Annotated in this window: 25 protein-coding genes; 22 read left to right on the forward strand and 3 right to left on the reverse strand. The window is 67.8% G+C overall.

Going from position 1 to position 25,480, the window contains the following annotated elements:
• Positions 1–178 precede the first annotated feature (178 nt).
• From GKO32_RS03115 to GKO32_RS03205, 19 genes are all read left to right on the forward strand, one after another.
• The gene (locus tag GKO32_RS03115; protein WP_154755226.1) at positions 179–976 is read left to right on the forward strand and encodes an HpcH/HpaI aldolase family protein; all 798 of its coding nucleotides are present in this window, start codon (positions 179–181) and stop codon (positions 974–976) included.
• Complete coding sequence (locus tag GKO32_RS03120; protein ID WP_154755227.1) at positions 973–1,698, forward strand: CoA transferase subunit A; 726 nt, start codon at positions 973–975, stop codon at positions 1,696–1,698. Before GKO32_RS03115 ends, GKO32_RS03120 begins: the two co-directional genes overlap by 4 nt.
• The gene (locus GKO32_RS03125) at positions 1,695–2,366 is read left to right on the forward strand and encodes a 3-oxoacid CoA-transferase subunit B (RefSeq protein WP_154755228.1); all 672 of its coding nucleotides are present in this window, start codon (positions 1,695–1,697) and stop codon (positions 2,364–2,366) included. The genes GKO32_RS03120 and GKO32_RS03125 overlap by 4 nt, the downstream gene beginning before the upstream one ends.
• Complete coding sequence (locus GKO32_RS03130) at positions 2,363–3,526, forward strand: thiolase domain-containing protein (protein WP_154755229.1); 1,164 nt, start codon at positions 2,363–2,365, stop codon at positions 3,524–3,526. Before GKO32_RS03125 ends, GKO32_RS03130 begins: the two co-directional genes overlap by 4 nt.
• A gap of 144 nt (positions 3,527–3,670) precedes the next feature.
• Positions 3,671–4,072, forward strand: coding sequence for a Zn-ribbon domain-containing OB-fold protein (locus GKO32_RS03135; RefSeq protein ID WP_166459348.1), 402 nt, complete (start codon positions 3,671–3,673; stop codon positions 4,070–4,072).
• Entirely contained in the window at positions 4,069–4,992 is a 924-nt protein-coding gene (locus tag GKO32_RS03140; protein WP_154755231.1) for a cupin domain-containing protein, read from the forward strand. The genes GKO32_RS03135 and GKO32_RS03140 overlap by 4 nt, the downstream gene beginning before the upstream one ends.
• Positions 4,993–5,029: 37 nt before the next feature.
• Positions 5,030–6,385 (forward strand): MFS transporter, encoded by a 1,356-nt coding sequence (locus GKO32_RS03145; protein ID WP_166459349.1) that lies wholly within the window; start codon positions 5,030–5,032, stop codon positions 6,383–6,385.
• Between the two features lie 21 nt (positions 6,386–6,406).
• A complete protein-coding gene (locus tag GKO32_RS03150) occupies positions 6,407–7,618 on the forward strand; it encodes an MFS transporter (RefSeq protein ID WP_154755233.1) in 1,212 nt (403 codons plus the stop codon).
• Positions 7,584–8,582 (forward strand): cyclase family protein, encoded by a 999-nt coding sequence (locus GKO32_RS03155; RefSeq protein WP_154755234.1) that lies wholly within the window; start codon positions 7,584–7,586, stop codon positions 8,580–8,582. The genes GKO32_RS03150 and GKO32_RS03155 overlap by 35 nt, the downstream gene beginning before the upstream one ends.
• Positions 8,583–8,614: 32 nt before the next feature.
• Complete coding sequence (locus GKO32_RS03160; RefSeq protein ID WP_154755235.1) at positions 8,615–9,562, forward strand: DUF6282 family protein; 948 nt, start codon at positions 8,615–8,617, stop codon at positions 9,560–9,562.
• Positions 9,563–9,657: 95 nt separating this feature from the next.
• Entirely contained in the window at positions 9,658–10,440 is a 783-nt protein-coding gene (locus tag GKO32_RS03165; RefSeq protein WP_166459350.1) for a helix-turn-helix domain-containing protein, read from the forward strand.
• Between the two features lie 99 nt (positions 10,441–10,539).
• A complete protein-coding gene (locus GKO32_RS03170) occupies positions 10,540–10,959 on the forward strand; it encodes a MarR family winged helix-turn-helix transcriptional regulator (RefSeq protein WP_154755237.1) in 420 nt (139 codons plus the stop codon).
• Between the two features lie 59 nt (positions 10,960–11,018).
• A complete protein-coding gene (locus tag GKO32_RS03175) occupies positions 11,019–12,416 on the forward strand; it encodes an MFS transporter (RefSeq protein WP_312867458.1) in 1,398 nt (465 codons plus the stop codon).
• Between the two features lie 597 nt (positions 12,417–13,013).
• Positions 13,014–15,005, forward strand: coding sequence for an oxidoreductase (locus GKO32_RS03180; protein ID WP_154755238.1), 1,992 nt, complete (start codon positions 13,014–13,016; stop codon positions 15,003–15,005).
• A 42-nt stretch (positions 15,006–15,047) separates the two neighbouring features.
• Positions 15,048–15,983: an MBL fold metallo-hydrolase gene (locus GKO32_RS03185; RefSeq protein WP_154755239.1), complete on the forward strand. Its 936-nt coding sequence runs from the start codon at positions 15,048–15,050 to the stop codon at positions 15,981–15,983.
• A 33-nt stretch (positions 15,984–16,016) separates the two neighbouring features.
• Positions 16,017–17,429, forward strand: coding sequence for a phenylacetate--CoA ligase family protein (locus GKO32_RS40040; RefSeq protein ID WP_154755240.1), 1,413 nt, complete (start codon positions 16,017–16,019; stop codon positions 17,427–17,429).
• Positions 17,426–18,196, forward strand: coding sequence for an SDR family NAD(P)-dependent oxidoreductase (locus GKO32_RS03195; protein WP_154755241.1), 771 nt, complete (start codon positions 17,426–17,428; stop codon positions 18,194–18,196). The genes GKO32_RS40040 and GKO32_RS03195 overlap by 4 nt, the downstream gene beginning before the upstream one ends.
• A 19-nt stretch (positions 18,197–18,215) precedes the next feature.
• Positions 18,216–18,629: a VOC family protein gene (locus tag GKO32_RS03200; RefSeq protein ID WP_154755242.1), complete on the forward strand. Its 414-nt coding sequence runs from the start codon at positions 18,216–18,218 to the stop codon at positions 18,627–18,629.
• Between the two features lie 39 nt (positions 18,630–18,668).
• Positions 18,669–19,358: a TetR/AcrR family transcriptional regulator gene (locus GKO32_RS03205; protein WP_154755243.1), complete on the forward strand. Its 690-nt coding sequence runs from the start codon at positions 18,669–18,671 to the stop codon at positions 19,356–19,358.
• 359 nt (positions 19,359–19,717) lie between these two features.
• Here the strand turns inward: GKO32_RS03205 and GKO32_RS03210 are convergent, their stop codons facing one another.
• The gene (locus GKO32_RS03210; RefSeq protein ID WP_154755244.1) at positions 19,718–20,272 is read right to left on the reverse strand and encodes a TetR/AcrR family transcriptional regulator; all 555 of its coding nucleotides are present in this window, start codon (positions 20,270–20,272) and stop codon (positions 19,718–19,720) included.
• Between the two features lie 161 nt (positions 20,273–20,433).
• Between GKO32_RS03210 and GKO32_RS03215 the strand changes: the two genes are divergently transcribed.
• On the forward strand, positions 20,434–22,110 hold the full coding sequence (locus GKO32_RS03215) for a CocE/NonD family hydrolase (protein ID WP_208024251.1): 1,677 nt from the start codon (positions 20,434–20,436) through the stop codon (positions 22,108–22,110).
• A 34-nt stretch (positions 22,111–22,144) separates the two neighbouring features.
• On the forward strand, positions 22,145–23,677 hold the full coding sequence (locus GKO32_RS03220) for an AMP-binding protein (protein WP_312867459.1): 1,533 nt from the start codon (positions 22,145–22,147) through the stop codon (positions 23,675–23,677).
• Here GKO32_RS03220 and GKO32_RS03225 read toward each other — a convergent pair.
• Both GKO32_RS03225 and GKO32_RS03230 read right to left on the reverse strand, forming a co-directional pair.
• Complete coding sequence (locus GKO32_RS03225) at positions 23,670–23,984, reverse strand: putative quinol monooxygenase (protein WP_154755245.1); 315 nt, start codon at positions 23,982–23,984, stop codon at positions 23,670–23,672. The genes GKO32_RS03220 and GKO32_RS03225 overlap by 8 nt on opposite strands.
• A 57-nt stretch (positions 23,985–24,041) precedes the next feature.
• The gene (locus GKO32_RS03230) at positions 24,042–24,602 is read right to left on the reverse strand and encodes a TetR/AcrR family transcriptional regulator (protein ID WP_154755246.1); all 561 of its coding nucleotides are present in this window, start codon (positions 24,600–24,602) and stop codon (positions 24,042–24,044) included.
• Positions 24,603–24,713: 111 nt separating this feature from the next.
• On the opposite strand from GKO32_RS03230, the gene GKO32_RS03235 reads away from it, so the two are divergent.
• Positions 24,714–25,421 carry a GntR family transcriptional regulator gene (locus GKO32_RS03235; protein WP_154755247.1) on the forward strand — a complete coding sequence of 236 codons (708 nt, stop codon included), beginning with the start codon at positions 24,714–24,716 and terminating at the stop codon, positions 25,419–25,421.
• Positions 25,422–25,480: the final 59 nt, after the last annotated feature.

Consider the following 25,480-nt stretch of genomic DNA (forward strand, 5'->3'; position numbering starts at 1 on the left):
GTCTTCCTGAGTCCATTGTGGACACCGGAGGCCGCGCGGTCGTCGTGCTGGGTGCCCATCACAATCTCCGGCTCCTTTGCCGCTGTCTCTTGCCTCCGGCGCCGATCCGTGCGATCCTCCATATCGCGAACAGGCTGTTCGTATAACGAACTTCACCGGGTACAGCTCATCGACGGAGATGGTGATCATGTTTCAGCGGTTGCTGAAGTCCTCCGGCCCACCCGTGGTCGGTACCTTCGTCAAGATCCCCTCGTTGGAGATCGCCGAGATCATTGCCTTGGCGGGCTTCGACTTCGTGGTGATCGACACCGAGCACGCACTGCTGTCGGTTCGCGACGTGTACTCGCTGGTCGTGGTGTACAGCCGGATGAACGTCGCGCCGCTGGTCCGGGTCACCGACCACGGCTACGGCGACGCCCAGCGTTACCTCGACGCGGGAGCGGCGGGGGTTCTGGTGCCCCATGTCGCCAACGTGGCGCAGGCCCAGCCTGCCATGAAGCAGCTGCTGTTCCCGCCCGCGGGCACGCGCGGGATGGGGCTGGCGGCGCGGGCCGGGGAATGGGGCCACCTCGACGGCGGGCGGGCGGAGTACCTGCGCGCCGGCCAGGAAGATGTCGCGCGCGTCGCGATGATCGAGGACAAGGAAGCGGTCGAGGGCATCGACGGGATCCTCGCCACGCCGGGCCTCGACGCCATCTTCGTCGGGCCCGGCGATCTCTCGCTCAGCATGGGCGAACCCGGCGGCTCTCCCGCCGTGCGCGAGGCCGTGACCAGCGCGATCAAGGCCGCGGTCAGTGCCGGTGTTCCCGTCGGCACGGTGGTCGCGGGCGCGGACCAGATCCGGGCGCGGGCCGAGCAGGGCTGCCGGTTCATCCTGGTCGGCAACGACACCGGAATGATCGCCGGTGCGGCCCGTCGCACGCTCGCCGAGACACGGGACGCGATCGCGGCGGCCAAGCCGGTGAGCGTCGCATGATCGACAAGATCCGGCCAAAGGCCGCCGACGCGCTCGACTCCGTCCACAATGGAGCGTCCATCGCGATCGGCGGGTTCGGCCAGTCCGGGGTGCCCCTCGACCTCATCGACGCGTTGTGCGACCGCGACGTACGCGGCCTGCACATCATCGCCAACAACGGTGGCCGCGGCCTGCCGGGCGAGCGCGGGATCGGCCGGCTGCTCGCGGAGAACAGGGTGAGCCGGTTCTCCTGCTCCTTCCCGGTCAACCCGGCCTTTTTCGAACGGTACTTCTCGGGCGAGGTCGAGATCGAACTGGTGCCGCAGGGCACCCTCGCGGAGCGGTTGCGCGCGGGCGGGTCCGGTATCGGCGGTTTCTACACCCCGACCGCGGCGGGCACGGTGCTCGCTGACGGCGGCTTCGTGGTCCGCTACGGCAAGAACGGCGAACCGGAGAAAACCCTTGCCCAGAAGGAAAGACGCGTGATCGACGGTCGTACCTACGTGCTCGAGTCACCACTGCGGCCGGACTTCGCTCTGGTGAAGGCCCATCGAGCGGACCGGTACGGCAACCTGCGCTTCCGGCTCGGCGCCCGCAACTTCAACCCGCTCGCGGCGATGGCCGCGAAGACCACCATCGCGCAGGCCGACCAGATCGCCGCCGCACTGGATCCCGACGACATCCACCTCCCGGGCCCGTTCGTGGACCGTGTGGTGGCAACGGAACTGGAGCCGGCCCGATGACCACCATCACCGCGCCCACGGGCCTGAGCCGGGCGGAACTCGCGCGACGCGTCGCCGGCGATCTGGTCGACGGCTGGTGCGTCAACGTCGGAATCGGGGCGCCACTGCAACTTCCGGCGCAGGCCACTCCCGGGAAAGAGATCCTCTACCACTGCGAGCACGGCCTGCTCGGGGTCGGCCCCGCCCCGGACGGGGAGCCGGACCCGGACGTCACCGACGCCGGCAAGAACCCGGTCACGCTGCTCGACGGTGCGGCGTCGTTCGACTCGTCGACGTCCTTCGCCATCGCCAGGGGCGGCCGGCTGGACCTGTGCGTGCTGGGCGGTCTCCAGGTCAGCGAGCGTGGTGACCTGGCGAACTGGCTGGTGCCCGGCGGCAATCCCGGCGTCGGCGGCGCGATGGATCTGGCGGCCGGGGCCCGCCGCGTCTGGGTGATGATGGATCACCTGGACAAGCGCGGAAATCCCAAGCTGCGCAAGGAATGCACGTTCCCGCTCACCGGAGCCGGCGTGGTCGACCGGGTCTACACCAACCTGGCGGTCTTCGAGTTCGTCGACGGCGTTCTCACGCTACGCGAGTGTGCGCCCGGGATCACCCCAGAGCAACTCGGCCCGCTGACCGAGGCAACTTTCCAGATCGACCTGTGGAACCAAGGAGAATCTGAATGACCAGACAGGTCGCCGCGCGGATCGCCGGCGCCTTCGAACATCCCCGGCGCAAGATTCCCGACCGCACCGTGCCGCAGGTGCTCGCCGAGGTCGCCTACGGTGCGCTCGCCGACGCGGGGCTCAGTCTGTCCGATGTGGACGGATTCTTCTGCTCCGAGGTACCCGGGCTCGGCTCGATCGCGATGGCCGACTATCTCGGCCTCACCGGTCTGTCCTATGTGGACGTGACCGAGGGCGGTGGCGCCTCCTACCTGATGCACGTGGGGCACGCCACGGCCGCGGTGGCGTCCGGCAAATGCAAGGTGGCCCTCGTCGCGATGGCGGGATTACCGCTCTCCGGGGTGGTGAACCGCGGCGGCGGCGGTGCGCCCGCTCCCGAACATCCCTACGAATCGGGCTACGGCGTCACCGTGCCCGCCGGGTATGCGCTCGCGGCACAGCGGCACATGTACGAGTTCGGCACGACCTCCGAACAGCTCGCGGAGGTCAAGGTTGCAGCCGCGCACCACGCGCAGTTCAACCCGAACGCGAAGTTGCGTCAGCCCGTCACGATCGAAGAGGTGGTCAACTCGCCGCTGATCTCCGATCCGCTGCACCGGCTCGACTGCTGTATCACCACGGACGGCGGTGGCGCGCTGGTCATCGTGTCCGAGGACGTCGCCAGGACACTGCCAAGGCGCACGGTGAAAATCCTGGGACACGGGGAAACCGTGAAGCACAGCGAGACGGGCCGGATCGATCTGTCGTACACGGGCGCCGCCATTTCCGGCCCGCGCGCGTTCGCCGAGGCGGGGCTGACCCCACGCGATGTGGATTACGTCTCGATCTATGACTCCTTCACGATCACGGTGCTGATGAGCTTGGAGGACCTCGGTTTCTGCGAGAAGGGCAAGGGCGGCGCCTTCGTCTCCGATGGCGCCCTGCGCGGTCCGGACGGCATGCTGCCGTTCAACACCGACGGCGGTGGGCTGTGCAACAACCACCCGGACTTCCGGGGTGGAATGGTCCGGACCATTGAGGCGGTCCGCCAGCTGCGTGGCGAGGCGGCGCCGGAGGTTCAGGTCCCCGGCTGCCGGATCGGCCTGGTCCAGGGACACGGCGGCAGCATCGGGTTCCGCACCGCCGCGGCCACGTTGCTACTCGGGGCGGAGGACGCATGAGCAACGATCGCGCAGCTCTGCTCATGCGGTCCGACCGGGTGCGGGTGTCCCGCAGGACACAGGAGGATGCATGAGCAACGATCGCGCAGCCCTGCTCATGCGGTCCGACCGGGTGCGGGTGTCCCGCAGGACACAGGAGGACGCATGAGCAACGATCTTGTCCTCACCCGCTTCCAGGACGGGCTCGCCGAGCGCAAGCTGGAACTGCCCCGCTGCACCGACTGCGGCACGCTCATCTGGTACCCCCGTGCGCGCTGCCCGCATTGCATGTCCGAAAACCTTGCCTGGGAACAACTTTCCGGCACCGGAACCGTCTATTCGTACACGGTCAACCGCCGTGGGCAGGGCGAGTACGCCGGGAAGGACCCGTTCGTCATCGCCTATATCGAGCTGGCCGAAGGTCCCCGCGTGCTGTCCCATGTGGACATCGACGACCCGGGTGCGCTGCGCGTCGGCACCACGGTCCGGTTCAGCGGCGGTGTGGCGGAGGGCGAAAAGGTGCGTCTGACATTCGAACCCGAGGAGAACGGAAAGGAAAAACGATGACGTACGCCAAGGACGACCCGCGCTCGGCGCTGTCCGCGAGCGCCACCAAGGCCAAGGACACCGGCAGCGCGATCGCCGCGCCCGAGTTCCTCGACTTCTCCATCACCGCGCCCGACGTGCTCACCGAAGCGGGCAGCAGGCAGTGGATCGTCCGGGGACAGAACTTCGTGCTCATCCACACCGAGCCCGAGCCCGGCGACACCATCTGGTCGGCCGAGCTGGGCAGCGAACAGGTCGTGCTGCTGATCGACGAGAACAGCGGCCTGCGCGGTTCATCCGCTGATTCCGCGGAGAAGCACGAGGTCACCGGTCCGGCCCTGGTGGTCATCCCGCCCGGGGCCAGCGAGATCGTCAGCACCGGCAGCGGCCCGATCACGCAGCTGCTCCAGTCCGACGAGACGGAGTGGGCGAAGCGAGCGTCCAATGCGGACTCCTACGCCGAGCCTCATCCGCGGGTGGCGCCGTTGGAACTGTGGCCGGAACCCGTCGACGGTTACCGGTGGCGCACCTACCGGATGGCCGACGTGCCCGATGAGCCGAAGCGGTTCGGTCGCATCTTCCGCACCCGAGCGTTCATGGTCAACTTCCTCAAACCCGGTGCAGGGCCACGGAATCCGCACAAGCTGTCGCCGCACCACCACGACGATTTCGAACAGTGCAGCCTGATCGTGGCCGGCACCTACGTCCACCACATCCAGACACCGTGGGGCACCGACGCGAGCGTGTGGCGCCCGGAGGATCACGCCAGGGTCGGCAGCCCTTCGGCCACGATCATCCCACCGCCCACGGTCCACACCTCGCAGGCCATCGGGTCCGGCAGGAACCACCTGATCGACATTTTCTCCGGTCCACGCCACGACTTCTCCGCCCAGCCCGGCTGGGTGCTGAACGCCGATGAATACCCGGCTCCCCAAGACTGACCGCCCGGTCGAGACCTTCAGTGCCGAAGGGAATGTCATGTCCTCCAACACAAAGATACCGGCGACGACCGCCGAATCCGAGCTGCGTCTTCGCCGGCGCCGGGCAGTCACCAGTGCCTGGGCGGGTTTCGCCATCGACTCCTATTCCATCTACGTAGCGTCGACCTCGCTGCTGCCGGCGATGATCTACTTCCAGGCCCACCTGTCGCCGAGCCAGCTGTCGGTGTTCGTCGGGATGACGTTCGCCGCGACCCTGATCGGCAGGCCGATCGGCGCGCTGCTGTTCGGGCATTTCGCCGACCGGATCGGCCGGCGCCGGGTCGGCTCGATCACGATCTACGGGTTCGGCACGATCTCGCTGCTCATCGGTGTGCTTCCCGGTGCCGAACAGGTGGGCGCCGGGCTGGCCACCGCGCTGCTGATCGGGTTGCGGCTGATCGAGGGCGTGTTCCTCGGCGGCGAGTACACCGCGGCGACGCCGATGGCGCTGGAGTACGCGCCGAAGGGGCGGCGTGGTTTCACCGGTGCGCTCATCCAGTGCTCGGCCAGCGGCGGCCCGTTCGTGGTGGCCGTGCTGACCTCGCTGGTCCTGCTGTTCGCGCCGAACGCCGGGCTGCATTCGCCTTATGTGCAGTGGGGCTGGCGGATCCCGTTCATCGTCGGCGCGGTGCTGGCCTGGCTGGTCGCCTGGTTCCTGCGGCGGCGCGTCGAGGACTCCGACGTCTGGAAGGAGACGGCGCGAACCAAGTCCCCGTTGCGGGACATGCTTCGCGGTCAGTCCGGCCGGGCCTTCATCCAGTCCTACCTCATCATGACCGGGGTTTTCTTCGCGGTGAACATGCTCGGCAGCGTCATGCCGCAGTTGTTGTTGTCCAACAAGGGATACACCGCGTCCGACCTCGCGCACACCCAGCTGATCAACGCCTGGCCCGGCATGGCGACCTACCTGTTCTACGGCTGGCTGAGTGACCGCATCGGCCGCAAACGCGCGCTCTACATCGCGGCGGCGACCACCCTCGTGCTGTCCCCGGTCACGCTGTCACTGATGGGCGGCGGGCACGTGCACGGGTGGCTTCAGCTGACCATTCTCGCGTCGCTCACCAATGTGTTCATCGTCGGTGTCCTGGGCGTGCTGCCCGCGTACATCAACGAGCGCTTCGCCACCGCCGTCCGGTCCTCGGGCTGGGGCGTGGCCTACAGCACCGCCGTCATCATCCCGGCGTTCTTCTCCTACTACCAGCTATGGCTGGCCCACGTCGTCCCCTTCGTCTACACCGCGGGCGTTCTGTCGGCCTTCGGCGGCCTCCTCGTGCTGGTGGCCGTCAAAGCCGGGCCGGAGACCCGTGGCGTCGACCTGAACACGGTCGGCGAGAAGGGCGCGGCGCGGGCATGAGATCTCCCATGAAGGCCAGGTATGCGTCCCGACCGGAAAGCCACCCCAGTGGCCGTCGCGATTTTCCTTCTGCAGACAGCGGGAAGCGGGGTGGCGGTCTACGGCATTCCGATTTATATCGCGGCGTTTCTGCGCTCCGGCGCGGTCAGCGCGGGGGAGCTGTCGGTGGCGAGCACCGGGTTCTTCGTGGTGGGAGCGCTGGCCGGGCCCGCGTTCAGCCGGTTCGGCCGGCACCGGCCGAACCTGGTGATGCTGGGCGCGGTCCTGGCCGGAACGGCGGCCATCGCGGCGATGGCCGTCCAACCCAGCGGCCCGGTCGTCATCGGGGCGTTCGCGACGCTGGGTGCGAGCTTCAGCGGCGGCCTCGTCGTGGTGGGAACCATTGTGCTGGTGCGGGTTTTCGCCGGGAGGCCGACCGCCGGGATGGCGCTGGCGACCTCCGGCTCGTCGGCGGGCGGCATCCTGGTCTCCCCGGTGCTGGCGCTGCTGCTGACCACCCAGGCGGCCGTCGCCTCGTCGTTCTTGGTGATCGCGGCGGGTTTCCTGGTGATCACCGGTGCCGCACTCGCGCTCAGCGGGTGGGCTTCGGCCCGGCCGGTGCCGGTGGCGACGCCCGCGGATCCGGTGGCGCCGGGCCGGCTGTCCGAGCACTGGGCGCTGGTGCTCGCGTTCAGTCTGGTCAGCGCCTCACAGCTGGGTGCGACGTCGTACATCGTGGCGACCGGGATCGCGCGGGACTTCACCGGTGCGCGCCTGGCGGTGTCCGTCGCGACGGGGACGGCGGTCGCGTCGCGATGGTTCGGCAGTGCCGGTATCCGGCGGCTCGGCCTGCGCCGGTGGACGATGATCAGCTTCAGCGCGCAGGCCGTCGGGGTCGCGCTGGTCGGGGTGGCGCCGGCGAGCTGGCTGCTGTTCCTCGGCTCGGTGCTGATCGGGCAGAGCCTCGGCATGACGATCCTGATCCGCTCGCAGGTGATCGTGGAGCTGTTCGGAATCGACGCGTTCGCCGGGAAATTCGCCCAGTTCCAGACCTGGACCAGCCTCGGCTCGGCGGCCGGGCCGCTGGTGCTCGGGCAGGTGTACTCGCTTTCGGGCAACTACCCGCTCGCCTACCTGACCTTGTTCGTGCTCAACGCCGTCGCCGTCCCGTTCCTGCTGCCGTGGATCCGGGACGGCAGGCCACCGGCTTGGAGGGTCGATGAGTTCCAGCACTCTGATGGTTCCCCGGTATGAACAACTGCGGCAGCGGACCGACGCGCCGCCGGGGTCCTCGTGGTACCTGTTCGGGCCGGATGATCAGCTCGGCACGCTGAACTTCCTCACGGAGCAGAGCGCGCTCGACGGCGCGGCGCTGGTCAAGCGCGGGCGGGTGATCAACCTCGACTATCCGCTGAACACGTTCGTGCCCAGCCTGGCAGGGACCCGGCCGCCGACGGTGCACCACATCTTCTCCAACAACCCCAACCACCGGGATGACTGGCTGGACTCGTTCTACCTCCAGTCGACGTCCCAAGTGGACGGTCTGCGGCATATCCGCCATCCGCGGCACGGCTTCTACGGCGGCGTGCCCGATGCCGACATCGAGGTGGGCACGCCCGCGCTGGGCATCCAGTTGCTCGCCGAGAAAGGGTTGGTGGGACGGGGAATTCTGCTCGACGCCGTCCGCTACTTCGACAGCATCGGCGAGCCGCTGGCACCTGATGCGCCGCGCGGCATCACGCCGTCCGAACTGGACGCCATGACCGTCCATTTCGGAGTCGAGGTGCGTCCCGGTGATATCCTGTTGCTGCACACCGGTTTCGCCGAGCATTGGCTCGCCGCCACGCCGGAGCGGCGGGCGGCCCGTTCCGGCAGCCCGGGCCTGCACCAGTCCGAGGAGATGCTCGCCTGGCTGTGGGACCATCGGATTTCCCTTGTCGCGGCGGACAACGGCGGTTTGGAGTCGTTCCCGGTCGACCCCGGCTCCGGCTGGGTGGACCCGGACGAGCCCCCGCCGCCGCGCGGTCCCTCGCACAACGGCATGATGCACCGCCCGCTGATCGCCCTGCTGGGCATGATCATCGGCGAGCTGTGGAAGCTCGACGAACTGGCCGCGGACTGCGCCGCCGACGGGGTCTACGAGTTCCTGCTGACCGCCAAACCACTCAACGTGACGGGAGGAGTCGGCTCACCGCCGAACGCACTCGCCGTCAAATAGCCCGAACCGCACGAGAATCGAGGACGACACCGATGACCCAGACCATGAGTGAACTGTGGGACGCCACGCTGGACGCCGACCGCTTGCGGGCCGACCCGGAGGTCGACGAGCTGCTGACCGGCGCCGTCGACCTGCACACCCACCCCGGTCCCAGCCCGTTCCCGCGCCGGATGTCCATTATGGACGCCGCAGCCGACGCCGCGACCGTCGGATTCCAGGCCCTGGTGGCGAAATCCCACCATCACAGCATGGTCAGCGACATCCTGGCGCTGGAAAAGGCCGGGCTGGCCGACATCCCGGTCAAGGTCTACGGCGGGGTGGCGCTCAACCGCACCGTCGGCGGGCTCAACCCGTACGCCGTGGAGCTTGCCCTGCGGATGGGTGGGCGGATCGTGTGGTTCCCGACCATCGCGTCGCGCGCACACCTGGAGTTCCACGCGCACAACCACAACAGCGGGTTCCCGGTCGCGGGCGTGCCGCTGCGGGACAACGAGCCGATCACGGTGCTCGACGAGTCCGGCAAGCTCAACGCCGCCAGCCGCGACATCCTCGACGTGATCGCGAGCGAGAACGCGATCCTCAACTGCGGGCACCTGCCGGCGGAGGAGATCGACGTGCTGATCCCGGGTGCGCTCGAAGCGGGCGTGACGCGGATCGTGGTCAGCCACCCGAGCTTCATCCTGGGCGCCGGGCCGGAGCGGATCGGAAACTGGTGCGGCAAGGGGGTTTTCGTGGAGCACTGCCTGGCGATGGTGGTCGGCAGGCAGCCCGCGGAGCGGCCGTTCGAGCGGATCGCGGACTTCTACCGGGCGGCGGGCCCTGGCCAGACGATCATGTCGTCCGACCTGGGCCAGAAGAACAACCCGCTGCCGGTCACCGCGTACCGGCGCATGGTCCGGGCGCTGCTGGACGAGGGGATCGCGCCCGCCGACATCAAGTCCATGACCGGTGGAAACGCCGCCCAGCTGCTGGCCGGCTGAGCTGCGGCGCACCCGCTCGGTATAGTCCGACCGGTTACTGTGCTGATGGTTACTGACTTTTGGTCGGATCAGTAACTGGCGTGAGGAGCAGGCTGTTGACGAGCGGGGGCGGCACCGGGGACATCCAGGCCGTGCATCGGGTAGCGGAGATCCTGCGGTTGTTCACGCTCAACAAGCCCAAGGTCACGGTCGCCGAGGCCACTGCCCGGATCGGGCTGAACCGGACGACCCTGCACCGCTACTTCACCTCGATGGTGCTGGACGAGATCCTGGAGCGGGTGCCGGACGACGCCACCGCGTACAAGCCGGGGCGCCTGCTGCTGCAACTCGGTGCGGTTGCGCAGGGGCAGCGGCGGGTGCTGAACGTCGCGCCGAGGTATGTGGACGCGCTGTCGGTCGACACCGGATTGTCCGCGGTGCTGTCCTTGTGGGGCGCGTCGGGGCCGGTGGTGTCGCTGGTTTCGGAGGCCGGTACCCACCCGATCCTGATCACGGTCCGGATCGGGGCGATGCTCGGTCCCGACTCGGCGCAGACCCGGCTGTTCCTGGCGGTGTCCCAGGACCAGGACCGGGTGGAGCGCTACCTGAAGGGGCTGTCGGCCGAGGCGCGCGAGACCCTCGAGAGCCAGTTCGAATCGTGCCGGGCGCGGGGGCTCTCGCGCGTCGAGGTGCCGGCCATCAACGGTGTCGTCCTCGCCGCGGCGGTGTTCGACGAGCATGACGTCGCGGGCACGATCGCGCTGGTCGGCAGCACGGCGTCCCTGCCGGAGGACGCGGCGGGTACGGAGGCCGCGCTCCTGCGGGCCGCCGCCCTGATCACGGAAGAACTGGGCGGCGAGGACACCCGCCAGGCAGCGCTGACCGACCCGGCGGCGTGAGCGCCGGTATCTGATTCCCGGATGTTTTGTGACTGGTTCGCGGCCGAGGTACGAAGGCAAACTTTGTAGTTTGCCTTCGTATCTGCTACCGTGGAGTCCATGACCGACACCGCGGACCTGGCGCAATCGTTACGCGAGCTACTGGGGCGCGCCCATCGGGTGCTGCGTGAGCAGGGCGGCGGGCTGGGTTTGACCGCCAGCCAGATCGAAGCGCTGGGGTACGTCTTTCGCGACGGCCCGTTGACGATCACCGCGCTGGCGAAGCTTCAGCGCGTCCGCTCCCAGTCCATGGGCGCGACGGTCGGCGTCCTTCTCGAGCGAGGACTGGTGATGGTCACGCCGGATCCCGGCGACGGCCGCCAGAAAGTCGTCGCCGCCACGGACGAGGCCAGGGCCCTCATCGAGGAAGGCCGCAACGCCCGCGCCGACTGGCTCGCCCGGCAGCTCGAGACGCTCGCGCCCGCCGAGCGGAAAACCCTTGCCGCGGCGCACAAAATTCTCGATCGCCTGTTCCTTTAGGGAGCTTCCATGCCCATCATCGCCCTTGATCTCGTGACACCGCTCGCCGCGAGCGCCCGGTGACGGCGACAACCGGGACGGTCCCGGTACGCCCTTTCTCGTGGCGCTTCACCACGCCGCTGTACCTCGCCTCGGTCCTCAACCCGGTCAACAGCTCGCTGATCGCCACGGCCCTGGTCCCGATCGCGCACGGCATCGGAGTGTCGATCGGGCAGACCGCCGCCCTGGTGACGGCGCTCTACCTGGCCAGCGCGGTCGCGCAGCCCACGGCGGGAAAGGCGGGGGAGGTGTTCGGGCCACGCCGGGTCCTGATCGTCGGCATCGTGGCCGTGGCCGTGGGCGGGCTGGTCGGCGGGGTCGCCCCGAATCTGCTCACCCTGCTGCTCAGCCGCGTCCTGATCGGGCTGGGAACTTCGTGCGCCTATCCGACCGCGATGCTGCTGATCCGCCAACGTGCCCGCGAGGCAGGCATGGCGCAGCCGCCGGGTGGCGTGCTCGGCGGGCTCCAGATCACCGGTGTCGCGACGGCATCGCTGGGCCTGCCCCTGGGTGGTCTGCTGGTCGGCGGATTCGGGTGGCGGGCCGTCTTTCTGGTCAACATCCCGGTGGCGCTCATCGCGCTCGTCGCTGCGCTGGCGTGGGTCGAGGCGGACGGGCCGCCGGCGAAACGCGGCCTGCGTGAGGTCGCCTCGCGGCTCGACGTGGCGGGGATCGTGGGCTTCGCCGCCGCGATGCTGGCCCTGCTGGTGTTCCTGTTCGAACTCCCCACGGTCCACTGGTCGATCCTGGCCCTTTCGATCGTGCTGTGGCTCGCCGATATCGGCTGGGAGTTGCGGGCGGCCAGCCCCTTCCTCGATGTACGCCTGCTGGCCGCGCGTCCGGCACTGACCAACACCTATGTGCTCTTCGGGCTGGTCATGCTGTGCCAGTACGTCGTGCTCTACGGCGTCACCCAGTGGATCGAAGCGGTGCGCGGCTACAACGCGTCGGAATCCGGCCTGTTGCTCCTGCCCATGACCCTCGTCTCCGGGATCGCCATCGCGCTGATCTCACGCCGCAACATGGTGCGTGGCCCCGTCATCGCCGCCGCCGTGACCGCGCTGGCCGGTTCCGCCGGAGTGCTCCTGCTCAACTCCGGCGCGTGGATCGGGCTCGTCGCCATCCTCACGTTCCTGTTCGGCGCCTCCACCGGGCTCGCCGTCGCCGGCTACCAGACCGCCCTCTACACCCACGCCCCGCCCGAACAACTCGGCACCGCGTCCGGCCTGCTGCGGACCTTCGGCTACGTCGGCTCGATCGCCTCCTCGGCCATCACCGGCATGGTCTTCCACCATCAGGTCAGCGACGACGGCATCCACCTCATCGGCTGGATCATGATCGGCGTCAGCCTCGGCCTCACCCTCCTCACCCTCGCCGACCGGACCCTGCGGACCCGTCCAGGCACGCAGTCTCGCTAGGCGGCGAGGCCGTCCGCGAGCTGGTCGGCGACGCTGCGAAGTTCGCGGCCGAGGAGTTCGGCCGGCAAACGGGTCGACCGCCGCGAAGTGGCCTTCACGGGCGGCCTGGAACGTGGTGAGCGTCATCCGGTCCCTCGAAGGCCTGGTCACCGGCGAGGATCCGTTCGGTGGCGGCATGGTCGCGGGCCGGGGAAGGGGGTGTCGGCCCCGGCGCCCTGGTGGCTCGTGTAGAGGTGTTCGCCGCGCTCGATCGCCTTGCGCAGCGGCTGGTCGGTCATCGCGGACTGGTCCCTCCGCAGAATCCGGCGCATCTCCGCCGCGAGCCTGGGATCGCTGCGCCGGCCACTGCACCAGCGTCAGCAGGTGGTCCCGCAGGCCACCGGGACCAGGCTCGGGCGGCGCGTCGAGGATGGCCACGTCACGGTTCACATCGTCAAATCGGACCGCATATACGGGCGTCGGCGGAGAGCCCGCCAGTCCTTGACAGGGCCGCACCCCGCTCTTAAAGTTCGCCATGTTGCCGCTTGGTTGGTTTTCCAACTCATCGGTAAGCCAGGCGGTACCGCAGCCACCACTTCGATTCCGAGGAGCGCGACGATGCGCGAATACGAAGCTCTTTGGCAGCCGGCGCAGATCGGTCCCGTGTCGCTCAGAAATCGCGTTGTCGTGACCCCGCATGCGCTGGCCTACGGACGCGACAACCTGATGACTCAGCAAAGCGTCGACTACTACGAGGAGCGCGCCAAGGGCGGCGCCGGGCTGATCCTGACCGAGGCCCAGGTCGTGCATCCGTCGAGCCGGGGCATGATGTTGCGGACGCTGCAAAGCTGGCCCACCGAGGTCATCCCGGTGTACGAGCGGCTCGCGGATGCCCTCCACCGGCACGGGGCCCGCGTGTTCGTCGATCTCTCGCATTTCGGCGCCGAGGACAACAACACGATGCACCTCGACAATTGGCGTGCACTGTGGAGTGCGTCGGGACTTCCGTCGGCCACCTACGGCGAAATTCCCCGTCCGATGTCCAAAGAGGACATTGCCGAACTCGTCGCCGGGTTCGGCCGGAGCGCCAGGAACGCCGCGGTCGCCGGCATGGACGGGGCGGAAATCCATGCGGCTCATGGCTATCTGCTGTGCAGCTTCCTGTCGCCGCTCACCAACCTCCGCACCGACGAATATGGCGGCTCGACCGAAAACCGGTGCCGGATCGTCCTCGACTGCGCGCGTTCGGTGCGCGCCAACACGGACTCGTCCTCGTTCGCGGTCGGGGTTCGCCTGTCCCTCAACGAGTTCGTGACCGGCGGGATCGAGCCGGACGAGGGCGAGCGAATCCTCCGTACCCTCGACGCGTCCGGCCTGTTCGACTACTTCAGCATCAGCGGTGGCAGCGCCACCACGTTCCACCGGACGGTGTCCCCGATGAGCATCAGCGGCACTCCGCTGGTCGGCCTCGCGGCCCGTGTGAAGTCCATTGTGGACAAGCCCATCATCACCGCGAACGGCATCGCCGACCTCGCCACCGCGAACGGCATCGTCGAGCGTGGTGACGCCGACCTGGTGGCGATGACGCGTGCGCATATCGCCGACCCGCACCTCATCGCGAAGGCGCAGAGCGGCCGGGAGGACGAGATCCGGCACTGTGTGGCCGCCAACCAAGGCTGCTTTTCGCGGATGGCCAAGGGCTGGTCGCTGACCTGCACGCAGAATCCGGCCGCCGGGCGTGAGGCGGAGCTGGGGCTGGGCACTCTCGAGCAGGCGGCCGAGCCGCGGACGATCGTCGTCGTCGGGGGTGGGCCTGCCGGGATGCGGGCCGCGGAGACGGCGTCCGCCCGGGGGCACCGGGTCGTCCTGTTCGAGCGCGGCGACCAGCTCGGCGGTCAGATCCGGTACGCCGCACAGCTTCCGACGCGGGGCCGGTGGGCCGCAGTGGTGTCGGACATGGAGCGAACCCTCGCCAAGTTCAAAGTGGACGTTCGGCTCGGTACGGCCGCGACGGTCGAGACGGTCAGCGCGGAGAACCCATACCACGTCGTCATGGCGACCGGTTCGTCGTGGCGCACCGACGGATTCGTCGCAGCGCTCGGCAATACGGGCGGGATCCCAGGCCTCGAGCACACGGTGACGCTCGACCCGATCACCGCGATCGAGGAGCCCGACCGGACGGGGCAGCGGGTCCTCATCATCGACGACACCGGCGAATACCTCGCGCTGGGACTCGCGGAGAAGCTTGCGGCCGACGGGCGCGACGTGGAAGTCGTGACCACGCGCATGTTCCTGGGTGACAACACTTTGCTCAACCTCGACCTCGCGCATCTCTACCCGCGACTGCACGCGGCCGGTGTCGTGCTGAGCCCACAGCACGCGGTCGTCCAGGTCACCCCGGACGGCGCGGTGCTGGTCCGCATCTGGGACGGGCAGCAGCGCGTCGCCCGAGTCGACTCCATCGTGACCGTGGCGATGCGGGCCCCGGAGGAGTCGCTCGCCGGGGAACTCCGCGGTCGTTTCCCGCTCACGCAGATCGGCGACTGCTCGGCACCGCGCCGGGTCGACGAGGCGATCTACGAGGGCGAGCTGGCCGGACGGCGAGTCTGACTCGCCCGCGCACCCCCCACTTCACCGTCGAAGGAGTCGCACGTGTCCACGTGGAAAGTCGGAGATATCAAGATCAGCCAGATCCTGGAGATGCCGGTCGAGCCCGGCGAGCTCGACGGGTTGATCGAGGAGGCCACGCCCGAAGCGGTCCGTTCGATCGCATGGCTGTACCCGGACTACGCCAATGACGCCGGACAGACCCTGTGGAGTCTGCACGCTTACGTCGTGGAAACACCGAGTCACCGTGTCCTGGTCGATGCGGGCTGTGGAAATCACAAGACCATCCCGCTGCTGCCGAACTGGGGTGGTCTGGACAACCCGTTCCTCGAACGACTCGAAGAGGCCGGGTACCGCACGGAGGACATCGACTACGTGCTGGCCACACATCTGCATCTCGACCACGTCGGGTGGCACACGACCCTCGTCGACGGCACCTGGCGGCCGACGTTCCCCAACGCCCGCTACACCTTCGTCACCGACGAGTTCGAGTACCACAAGAGCCTTGCCGAAGGGGCGCCCGCCAGCTCCGATCTCGCCCACGCGGTCGTCTACGCCGGCGCCGATCCGGACATCCACTCGCAGACCCGGCTGGTGTTCGCCGAGTCGATCCAGCCCTGCATGGACGCCGGCCTTGTCGACCTCGTGCCCTCCGGTCATCAGGTCACGCCGGGGGTGCGATACACCGCCACGCCGGGCCACACCAAGGGACATCACAGCGTCCGGCTGGAGTCCGGCGACCAGAGCGCGCTCATCACGGGCGATTTCATCCACCATCCGATCCAGATCGCGCGTCCGGCATGGAGTTCCCGCGGCGATTCCGACCGCGAACTCTCCGCCAGGACCCGCACCGGCTTCCTCCGTTCGGTATCGGGCACGGACATGCTGATTCTCGGCACACACTTCAGCGGCCCGAGTGGCGGGCACGTCGTACCCGACGGAGACGGCTACCGCTTCCAGCCCGTCCACGCGACGGCCTGACCATCTCAACCCCCGCGCAGGGAGGACCTCGAAGTGACACAACGCGCCATCCCCTATTACTGGTCGAGCGTCGACTGGCCACGGTTCATGGCGGACTACCCTCCACCACCGACGTTCGCCGGCGCCATGGCAGCGCTTTCCGACGAGCAGCTGCATGAGTTGCAGGACAAGCGTTTCCGTGACCGCGTCCGCGAAGCGTGGGCCGTCCCCTTCTACCGTGACCGGTGGACCGCCGCCGGTCTCGAGCCCGGTGATATCCGGGAGCTCGACGACATCGCGAAGATCCCGGCCTTCACCAGTGACGACCTCAAGCGGAGCATCGAGGACGAGCCGCCGTTCGGCTCCCACCAGAACTTCGCGCTCGAGGCGATGGCCACGCCGCTCAAGATCCAGTCCAGCGGTGGGACGTCCGGACTGCCCCGGCCGACCCTGTTCGACCCGGTGGCCTGGGAGGCGCAGGCGATCCAGTTCGCGCGTGCCTTTCACGCACAGGGCGCCCAGGTCGGGGACGTCCTGCAGATCACCTTGACGAACAGCCTCGCGAACACGGCCTGGTGCTCGTCCACGGCGGCGATGAACTGGTGCGGCCTCGTCCCGCTCACGACGGGATCGGGCGTGGTGACCCCCTCGAAGCGACAGCTGGAACTCGCCCGCGAATGGGGTACCGCGGGCTGGGTCGCGTTCGGCGAGTACCTGAAGATCCTCGCGGAGACGGCGGTACGCGAGGGGATCGATCTTGCCCGCGACCTGCGGACGCGCTTCATCCACACCTATCTCGGGGTGGACGTGGAGGGACACCTCCGGAAGCTCCTGTCCGCCGCCTGGGGTTGCGAGATCTTCGACAACTACGGAACCCACGAGGTCGGTCTGATCGGGTTCGAGTGCGAAGCCCACGACAACCTCCACGTCAACGACGACACCGCCGTCCTCGAGATCACCGATCGCGAGTCCGGGGCGCCGGCCGGTACCGGCGAGCCCGGGAACCTGATCGTCACGAGCCTGCATCGCTCGGTCCCGCCGATCATCCGTTACGACCTCAAGGACCTGATGCGGGTGAGCGGGCGCCGGATGTGCGGCTGCGGCCTGCGCACGTCCAAACTGTCGGGCTTCCTCGGCCGCTCGGACGAGATGGTCAAGCTCAAGGCCACCAGCGTGTACCCGCGGTCGGCACAGGACGTCATCCAGGGCGATGCCCGGACCACGGGGGAATTCCTTTGCGTCGTCGAGACCGTGGGCGAAGGACTGGCGTCCCGGGAGCGGATGCGTGTGCGGATCGAGAAACGCGCGGGCGTCCAGGACCCGCGGCTCGAAGCCGACATGGCGAAGATGCTGCACACCGCGTTCGGGGTGTCGGTCGACGTGGAGATCGTCCCGCCGGATTCGCTCGCCCCGCTCACCGGGCTGGGTGGCGAGGGCAAGGTCAAGCGTCTGCTGGATCTTCGATGAGCGGCACCCCGGAGACGCTGTTCCGGCTCGACGGGCGCGCGGCCATCGTCACCGGTGCCTCGTCCGGACTGGGTGTCGCGTTCGCGCGGCAGCTGGCCGCCGCAGGCGCTCGTGTCGCTGTGGTGGCCCGGCGAACAGCGCTTCTCGAACGGACCGTCGCCGATATCGAGAAGGACGGCGGCACGGCGCTGGCGGTCACGGCGGACGTCCGGGACCCCGGTCAGTGCCGGGCGGCGGTGGCCCGCGCGCACGACCGGCTGGAGGGCCTCGACATTCTCGTCAACAACGCCGGCGTCGCCACCGCGGTACCGGCTGTGCGGGAGACACCCGACGAGTTCCGTGCGGTAGTGGACCTCAATCTCTGTGGCGCCTACTGGATGGCGCAAGCCTCTGCGGCGGTGATGCCGTCCGGCAGCTCGATCATCAACATCAGCAGCGTGCTGGCCCTCACCACCGCGGCGCTGCCGCAGGCCGCCTACACCGCGAGCAAGGCGGCGCTGCTCGGACTCACCCGCGACCTGGCGCAGCAATGGGGACCACGGCGCGGAATCCGGGTCAACGCCATCGCACCGGGCTTCGTCCAGACGGAAATGACCGACGGATACCGCCCCGGCTACGTCGAGACGGTCATCACGCCGCGCATCCTGCTGGGACGGTTCGGCTCGGCCGGCGAGATCGCGAGCGTCGGCGTCTGGCTCGCGTCACCGGCCGCCGGCTATGTCACCGGCCAAACGATCGTGGTCGACGGCGGAATGACCATCACCTGACTGTCAAGGGAGTTATCAGATGCAATACAACCGCATCCACGGCATCAATATCGCGGTGCGTGACCTCGACCAGTGGACCCGCCGGTTCGAGGAGGTGTTCGAGGTCCGCAGCAGCCCGGTGGACGAGTCGGGCTTCGCCTTCCCCGGTCTGCGCGGTTCGTCGTTCGATATCGGGGGCTTCCACCTCAACCTGATCGCCAGCGAGGCCGACCCCACCTCGGTGAGCCGGTTTCTGGACCGGCGAGGAGAGGGTGTGTTCCTCCTGTCGGTCGGTGTCGAGGATGTCGAGGAGGCGACACGTGAACTCCGCGAATCCGGGTTGACGCCCATCCTGGAAAAGCCCGTCAGGGGCGATGGGCACGCTGGTGTTAACTTCACTCATCCGCGGGACATGGCTGGGGTCCAGCTCGAATTCATCGAGGTTCCGCGCTGACGGAACGGGTTTTCTTCAGGAAGGGTGGACGTCGAGGGCATGCCCAAAGGCACCGTGATGCAGGACGAGCTCATCAAGGCCGCAACGAGACTGTTCCAGACCCGGGGTATCCGAGCGGTTTCGCTGCAGGACATCGCCGAGGAGGTAGGGGTCACGAAGGCCGCGTTGTATCACTACTTCGCCAACCGTGACGATCTTCTCCGGCACGTGTTCGGCGACTGGCTCAAACGCGACATCGAGAAGCTCGACGCGGTGACGTCCGCGCCGGGAACCACACGGGAGCGGCTTCGCCGTTACGTCCACCATCACATTTCCTGCATCACGGAGAACATCGAGCTCTACGGTCTCACCTTCAGTGCCGAGAGTGAGTTGCCGCCGGAAGTCCGCGCCGAATTTCGCCAGTTCAAGCGCGAAAGTGATCTGGTCGTCCAGGAGATCCTTCGCGAGGGCGTGCGAAGCGGGGAATTCGTGGGCAGCGACGAAAACGCGACCGTGTTCGCCATTGACGGAATGTGCAACTGGCTGTGGAAGTGGTACCACTCGTCCGGCACGATGAGCCCTGAGCAAATCGCCGACCGATTCGCAGATCTGGTCCTGTACGGCCTCGCCTCGCGCGACGGCGGGCAAACCGAAGGCCCGGCCGATCTGGGGCGCGACGAACTCATTCGCTACCACACGCGGGCGATTCGCTTTCACAATGAGCGCATCGAAGCACTTACCACCGAGTGATCTCAGTGTACGTAGTCGCCCGGACCAGCAAGTACGCGGTATAGGTGCCCCTTGTTCTCCTCGTGATCCATCAGTGTTTCGAAGCCTGCCGTCCAAGACATCGAGGACAGCCTTTTTCATGACGGCATTGACGATCATCCGGCGGCGCCGTGCGGCTGGCTCGCCTGCTTCGGTCTTCTCGGAAGACATATCGACGTCCTCCTGGTCATTCCAGTCAATCATTACTCCGTAAGGGGAGTCCTTGTGGATGTGGATCACGGCTCCAGCACGCTGCTGGAATCCCGGCCTTGAGGATTTCGACTCGTGCCCGATTCGCCAGTTCGTGCCACTGAAGCAAAACGTCGTCGAGATCCCTCGGACTACGCCGAGGTGACCCGGGCGAGGATCATCGCGCCGACTTCGTCGGCCAGTTTGCCGGTGGGGAGCGGGTTTGCGGTGACTTCGTCGGGGTCCCACAGCGCCCGTGAGGCGCCCAGCCCCAGCAGGATCGTGTAGCAGGTCTGGGCCGCGGCGGGCGTGCATGCGAAGCGGTCGATCAGCCACGTCGACAGCCGGTCGGCGATCGCGTGGCTGGCTTGCCGGCCGCGTGCGTGGTGGAAAGTCTGTTCGTGGGCTTCAACCATGAAGGCCCGGAAACGCTGGTGGTATCGGGCGAACAGGTTGAGCCACAAATCGACCAGCCGGCCGACGGCCGCACGGTCGTCAGCCACCGAGTTCGCCGCCTCCATCTCGGCTGCCATCGCGTCCTCGACCTGGCTGAGGAAGTGGTCGATAGCGGCTGCCACGAGACCGTCGCGGTTGCCGAATCGGTGGTAGATCGAGCCGTTCGAGGTCTCCGAGAGGCGTGCGACGTTGTCGACGGTCAGTGCCTTCAGGCCACCTTCGTCGACCGCGGCGAGTGCGCTGGAGAGCATCCGCTCCGCAGACCTGCGACTGCGTTCTTGGCGCGGCGACTTCACGACGCCGATTCTGCCGGACCCGTGCCGGAACCGGTCGAGGAGGACCCTCGCCAAATTAGAGGCTAGCCTCTAGTATGACGGAAGCGTCCTTTTCATCGGAGAGAAGTGAGTAGACCGTGACTGACACCGACGTCATCTGGAGTGCGGCGAATCCTCCCGAGAGCCCGACAGCGAAGTGGCGCGGATTCAAGCCGGGGAGCGAGGTGCTGCCGCAGGGCTCGGTCCACTCGCCAGGCGGTCTGCCGCTGCCGTGCGACATCGTCTTCGAGCGGGACGTCGAGGTGACGTTGCGCGATGGCAAGCGGATCTTCGTCGATGTATTCCGTCCCGTCACCGGGGATCCGGTGCCCGCATTGATGGCCTGGAGTCCCTACGGGAAACAAGGCGGCTACTGGCATCTCGATGGCTATCCCGGTCGCGCGGGGGTGCCGGCTTCGGCGATTTCAGGACTGAACAAGTGGGAGGGTCCGGACCCGGCGTATTGGTGCGCCCACGGTTACGCGATCGTGCACCCGGACCCGCGCGGCGCGTTCGAGTCGGAGGGCGACATCCAGACGTTCTCGCCTCAGGAGGGGCGAGACGGCGCGGACGTGATCGAGTGGATCGCCGAGCAGCCGTGGTCGAACCAGAAGGTGGGGATGGCCGGCAACTCCTGGCTCGCCATCTCACAGTGGATCATCGCCGCGGAGCAACCTCCGCACCTGTCCGCCATCGCCCCTTGGGAAGGGTTGCTCGACATCTACCGCGACCTGGTCGCGCCGGGTGGCATCCCCTTCACCGACTTCATGGCATTGATCCTCTCGCACCATTACGGGCGCAACCGGTACGAGGACACGCTGGCGATGCTCGAGGCGCATCCGCAGCTCGACGAATACTGGGCGACGAAGGTGTTCGACACCTCGCGGATCACGGTGCCCGCCTATGTCGTCGCGAGCTACACCAACCTGATTCATGTGGACGGCACCTTCCGGGCCTGGGAACGCCTTGGTTCGGCCGAAAAGTGGCTGAGAATCCACAACACGATGGAGTGGCCCGATTTCTACGAGCACCAGGACGATCTGCGGCGCTTCTACGACCACGTGCTCAAGGGCGAGGCGAACGGCTGGGACGAGACGCCCCGGGTCCGGATGGCCATCCTCGACCCCGGCCACGACGATGTCGTCGATCAGCCCGAGACCGAGTTCCCGCCGAGCCGGACGGTCACCACCAAGCTGTATCTCGACGCCGCATCGGGGACCATCACCAGCGGTTCACCGAGGCAGGAGAGCCACATCAGCTACGACGCACCCACGGGATCCGCGGTCTTCACCGGTGATCTGGGAGATCTCACCGTTGCCGGCCCGATGCGGCTGCGGCTGTGGGTGGAGAGTGACGGACACCCCGAGGTGGACCTGTTCGTCGCGATCAGCAAGATCGACGCCGAGGGTGAGCATCGCGTGCCCGAGTGGGCCACCGGACTGCCCTCACCCGGCGCCCGAGGGTGGATGCGCACGTCGCATCGGGCCCTCGATCCCGAGCTGTCCACCGACTTGCGACCGGTCCAGAGTCACCAGGTCCGACAGCCTTTGGCGCCCGGCGAAGTCGTTCCGGTCGACATCGCGATCTGGCCGATGGCGATGCGCTGGCACGCCGGCGAAAAGGTGCGCATCGAGGTGACAGGCCACGACCTCGCGGTGGCTGTTCCCGATCTGCCGAACCGGTCCGGGGACAACGCCGGCCACCACACGCTGCGCACCGGTGGCCGTTACGAGTCCTATCTGCTCGCGCCCGTACTGCCCGAGTGCGGGCAGTAGGCCGAAATTCCGCCATCTGAGCAAGGAGTGCCGCGTGTTCGTCCCGTTCAGTGTCAATGACTTCATCCGTCGCGCCGAAGCGGTGTACGGCGACCGGATCGGTGTGGTCGACGAGCCGGACCAGCCCGCCGCCGGCCTCGGTTCGCTGACCTATCGGGAGGTCGCCGCCCTGGCCCGCCGGCAAGCCGCGAAGCTCGATGAGCTGGGGATCGGCGTGGGCGACCGCGTCGCCGTCGTGTCCCAGAACAGTGCCCGGCTCCTCGTGAGCTTTTTCGGGATATCGGGTTCCGGGCGGGTGCTGGTACCGGTGAACTTCCGGCTGAGCGCCGACGAGGTCGCCTACATCGTCGAGCACAGCGGCGCCCGGGTGCTGATCGTGGATCCTGAGCTCGACGACGCGCTGGCCGGGGTGCACGCGGAGTTCCGGTTCGTGATCGGGAAGGACGAGGACCTCTACGCCGCCGAGGATGCCGAACCGGGGCACTGGCAGCCCGACGAGGCCGCTACCGCCACGATCAACTACACCTCGGGCACGACGGCGCGGCCCAAAGGTGTTCAGCTCACGCACCGCAATATCTGGACCAACGCCATGACGTTCGCGCTGCACGCCGGCGTCACCGACCGCGACGTCTATCTCCACACCCTGCCGATGTTCCACGCCAACGGGTGGGGAATGCCGTTCGCGGCGGCGGGCGTCGGCGTACCGCAGATCGTGCTCCGCAAGGTCGACGGTGCCGAGATTCTGCGGCGCATCGAGCAACATGGGGTCACCTTGCTCTGCGCGGCACCCGCGGTCGTGGCCTCGGTGCTGGAGGCCGCGCGGAAGTGGGACGGGGAGGTGCCCGGGGCGGACCGGGCCCGGATCGTCGTCGCCGGCGCGCCGCCGCCGACGAAGATGGTCACTCGCGTCGAGCCGGAGCTCGGCTGGGAGTTCATTCAAATCTACGGGCTCACCGAAACGTCGCCGCTGCTCACGATCAACCGTTCGCGAGCCGAGTGGGACGGGCTCGCGGCGGAGGAACGGGCGGCGAACCTTGTCCGCGCGGGTTCGCCGGCTCTGGGTGTACAGCTCCGAGTCGACGAGGAGGGCGAGGTGCTGGCGCGGTCCAATGTGGTCCTGGAGGGCTACTGGGGTCAGCCGGAAGAGACCGCGAAGGCGCTCGACGGCGACTGGTTCCACACCGGTGACGGGGGCCGGATCGGTGACGACGGCTATCTCACCATCAGCGATCGCAAGAAGGACGTCATCATCACCGGTGGCGAGAATGTCAGCTCGATCGAGGTCGAGGACTGCCTGTTTTCCCACCCCGCTGTCGCCGAGGTGGCGGTTATCGGCGTGCCCAGTGAGAAGTGGGGCGAGACGATCAAGGCGCTCGTGGTCCCCGCGCCTGGCGTCGAGGTGTCCGAAGTCGAGCTGATCGCCTGGTGCAAGCAGCGGCTGGCCGGCTACAAGGCCCCGACCTCGATCGAGTTCCGGGCGCACCTGGCCCGCACCACCACCGGCAAACTGCAGAAGTTCAAGCTGCGCCGGCAGTACTGGACGGGCCAGGAACGCCAGGTCAACTGACGGGATCCCGGGAAGACTTGTCCGCGAGCTCGCCGAGGAATCCGGTGGGCACCTCGCCGAGAAGCTCGGTGACGCGGGTGATCTTCGGGTCCTGGTAGTAGCTGCCCAGTACGGCTTCGCCGTCACTGCGGGAGTTCCAGCGGGTCACGATCACCACGTGGCCAGGGTCGGCCAGGTCGCGGATGACGTCGTAGCCGGTGCAGCCCGCGGTCGCCGGCATATCGGCTCCGATGGCCAGGGCGAGGTCTACACCTTCTTCCGCGGCCTCGGGCGAGAAGCGCATGTCGAACACCGACGAAACGGCCATGTATCACTCCCAGTCACTAGTACGAGCGTACTAGTGAGGCTAACTAGGACGCTCGTACTAGTCAAGGGTCAACGCCTGAAGCAGTGCCGACGCGCTCTGCTCGAAGACGGTCAGCGTGCCGGTGGCGCGGGCCAGGACGAGGCTGCCCTCGAGGAAAGTGACCATCAACTGCGCGGTGGCGACGGCTTGCGATGCGGTCACTCCGACCTGGCGAAGCCTCTCCTCGAGAACGTCGATCCACGACCGGAACGCCGCCTCGGCCGCGGTATTCAGTGCGGCTTGCTCCGGTGACGCTTCCACCGTTACGGCAGCCACCGCGCAGCTCGTCCCCCCGGCGGCTTTCGCGACGACCGGCCGCATCAGGTCCACGAAGTTTCGCAACACGGCGCCCGGATCGTCGCCCTCGATGCGCTCGAACTCGGTGCGGACCCGGTGTCCCGTCCAGGTCACAGCCTGCTCGATGAGGTCGTCCTTCCCGCCGGGGAAGTGGTGGTAAATCGCCCCGCGTGCCGCGCCGCTCGCGGCCAGGACTTCGGTGAACGAGGTCGCGGCCAGGCCTTGTTTGCGCAGTGACAACGCCGCGGCTTCGATCATGCGCTGCTTGGTGTTCCTGGTCATCGGGCCTCCCACTCGTACGGCCGTCCTAGCCTAAACCGCGGCAAACTTTTCTCAGGCACGACAACTTTTAAAACTTGTGTTGATGTTCTCAAGTGAGTTAGGGTTTCTGCCATGGCCAAGCGACGGGGTGCGGAGACGCGGGCGGACGAGCTCTACGAGCGGCTCCGGTCGGACATCTTCATGGCCCGCTTGAAGCCAGGGCAGCGGTTGAAGTTCCCCGAACTCTCCGCCGCATACGGCACGAGTGTGGGGCCGATCCGTGAGGCGCTCACGAAGCTCACTGCGGAGCGGCTGGTCACGTTGCAGCCGCACCAGGGGTACGCCGTCGCGGCGTTGTCCGAGGGCGAGCTGACCGACCTGACCACCGTGCGCGTGGAAATCGAGGGGCTCGCGTTCCGGCAGGCGATGCTCAACGGTGATGACCGCTGGGAATCGGAGGTCGTGGCGACGCATCATCTCCTCGGCCTTCGGGAGCGTGAGGCCAAAGAGGGCGTCCGCGGTGACGCGTGGTACCTCGCGCACGAAGCCTTCCACGCGGCGCTGCTCGCCGGATGCGGCAATCGCCGGCTCATCCAGATCGCGCAGGGGTTGCGCGCGGAGACCGAGCTCTACCGGCGCTGGGCCGCGCCCCTGCTGGTGGAGAACGAACGCGATCCAGCCGCCGAACACCGGGCGCTCGCCGACGCGGCCCTTGCCAGGGACATCGAAGGCGGGGTGGACCTCCTGCGCCGGCACATCGCTTTCACCACGCAGATGCTGCTCGGCCTTTCGATGCCGGCATCGCCGGAATTTCCCGAGCTGGAACAGCGCCGGCGCTGACCACCGCAAGGCCGGGAGCACAACACCGAAAGAGCGCACCGGCGCTCGAGCACTGTCAC

Origin of the sequence: Amycolatopsis pithecellobii (genome assembly GCF_009707865.1) — a bacterium.
GTDB classification, from domain to species: domain Bacteria; phylum Actinomycetota; class Actinomycetes; order Mycobacteriales; family Pseudonocardiaceae; genus Amycolatopsis_E; species Amycolatopsis_E pithecellobii.

Bases quoted from the DNA above. Each gene is read 5' to 3' on its own strand.
- GKO32_RS03205 (WP_154755243.1), top strand. From the start codon at position 18,669: ATGCCCAAAGGCACCGTGATGCAGGACGAGCTCATCAAGGCCGCAACG.
- GKO32_RS03145 (WP_166459349.1), top strand. From the start codon at position 5,030: ATGTCCTCCAACACAAAGATACCGGCGACGACCGCCGAATCCGAGCTG.
- GKO32_RS03200 (WP_154755242.1), top strand. From the start codon at position 18,216: ATGCAATACAACCGCATCCACGGCATCAATATCGCGGTGCGTGACCTC.
- GKO32_RS03135 (WP_166459348.1), top strand. From the start codon at position 3,671: ATGAGCAACGATCTTGTCCTCACCCGCTTCCAGGACGGGCTCGCCGAG.
- GKO32_RS03170 (WP_154755237.1), top strand. From the start codon at position 10,540: ATGACCGACACCGCGGACCTGGCGCAATCGTTACGCGAGCTACTGGGG.
- GKO32_RS03235 (WP_154755247.1), top strand. From the start codon at position 24,714: ATGGCCAAGCGACGGGGTGCGGAGACGCGGGCGGACGAGCTCTACGAG.
- GKO32_RS03195 (WP_154755241.1), top strand. From the start codon at position 17,426: ATGAGCGGCACCCCGGAGACGCTGTTCCGGCTCGACGGGCGCGCGGCC.
- GKO32_RS03180 (WP_154755238.1), top strand. From the start codon at position 13,014: ATGCGCGAATACGAAGCTCTTTGGCAGCCGGCGCAGATCGGTCCCGTG.
- GKO32_RS03210 (WP_154755244.1), bottom strand. From the start codon at position 20,272: ATGCTCTCCAGCGCACTCGCCGCGGTCGACGAAGGTGGCCTGAAGGCA.
- GKO32_RS03160 (WP_154755235.1), top strand. From the start codon at position 8,615: ATGACCCAGACCATGAGTGAACTGTGGGACGCCACGCTGGACGCCGAC.
- GKO32_RS03130 (WP_154755229.1), top strand. From the start codon at position 2,363: ATGACCAGACAGGTCGCCGCGCGGATCGCCGGCGCCTTCGAACATCCC.
- GKO32_RS03155 (WP_154755234.1), top strand. From the start codon at position 7,584: ATGAGTTCCAGCACTCTGATGGTTCCCCGGTATGAACAACTGCGGCAG.
- GKO32_RS03225 (WP_154755245.1), bottom strand. From the start codon at position 23,984: ATGGCCGTTTCGTCGGTGTTCGACATGCGCTTCTCGCCCGAGGCCGCG.
- GKO32_RS03230 (WP_154755246.1), bottom strand. From the start codon at position 24,602: ATGACCAGGAACACCAAGCAGCGCATGATCGAAGCCGCGGCGTTGTCA.
- GKO32_RS03140 (WP_154755231.1), top strand. From the start codon at position 4,069: ATGACGTACGCCAAGGACGACCCGCGCTCGGCGCTGTCCGCGAGCGCC.
- GKO32_RS03120 (WP_154755227.1), top strand. From the start codon at position 973: ATGATCGACAAGATCCGGCCAAAGGCCGCCGACGCGCTCGACTCCGTC.
- GKO32_RS03150 (WP_154755233.1), top strand. From the start codon at position 6,407: ATGCGTCCCGACCGGAAAGCCACCCCAGTGGCCGTCGCGATTTTCCTT.
- GKO32_RS03115 (WP_154755226.1), top strand. From the start codon at position 179: ATGGTGATCATGTTTCAGCGGTTGCTGAAGTCCTCCGGCCCACCCGTG.
- GKO32_RS03125 (WP_154755228.1), top strand. From the start codon at position 1,695: ATGACCACCATCACCGCGCCCACGGGCCTGAGCCGGGCGGAACTCGCG.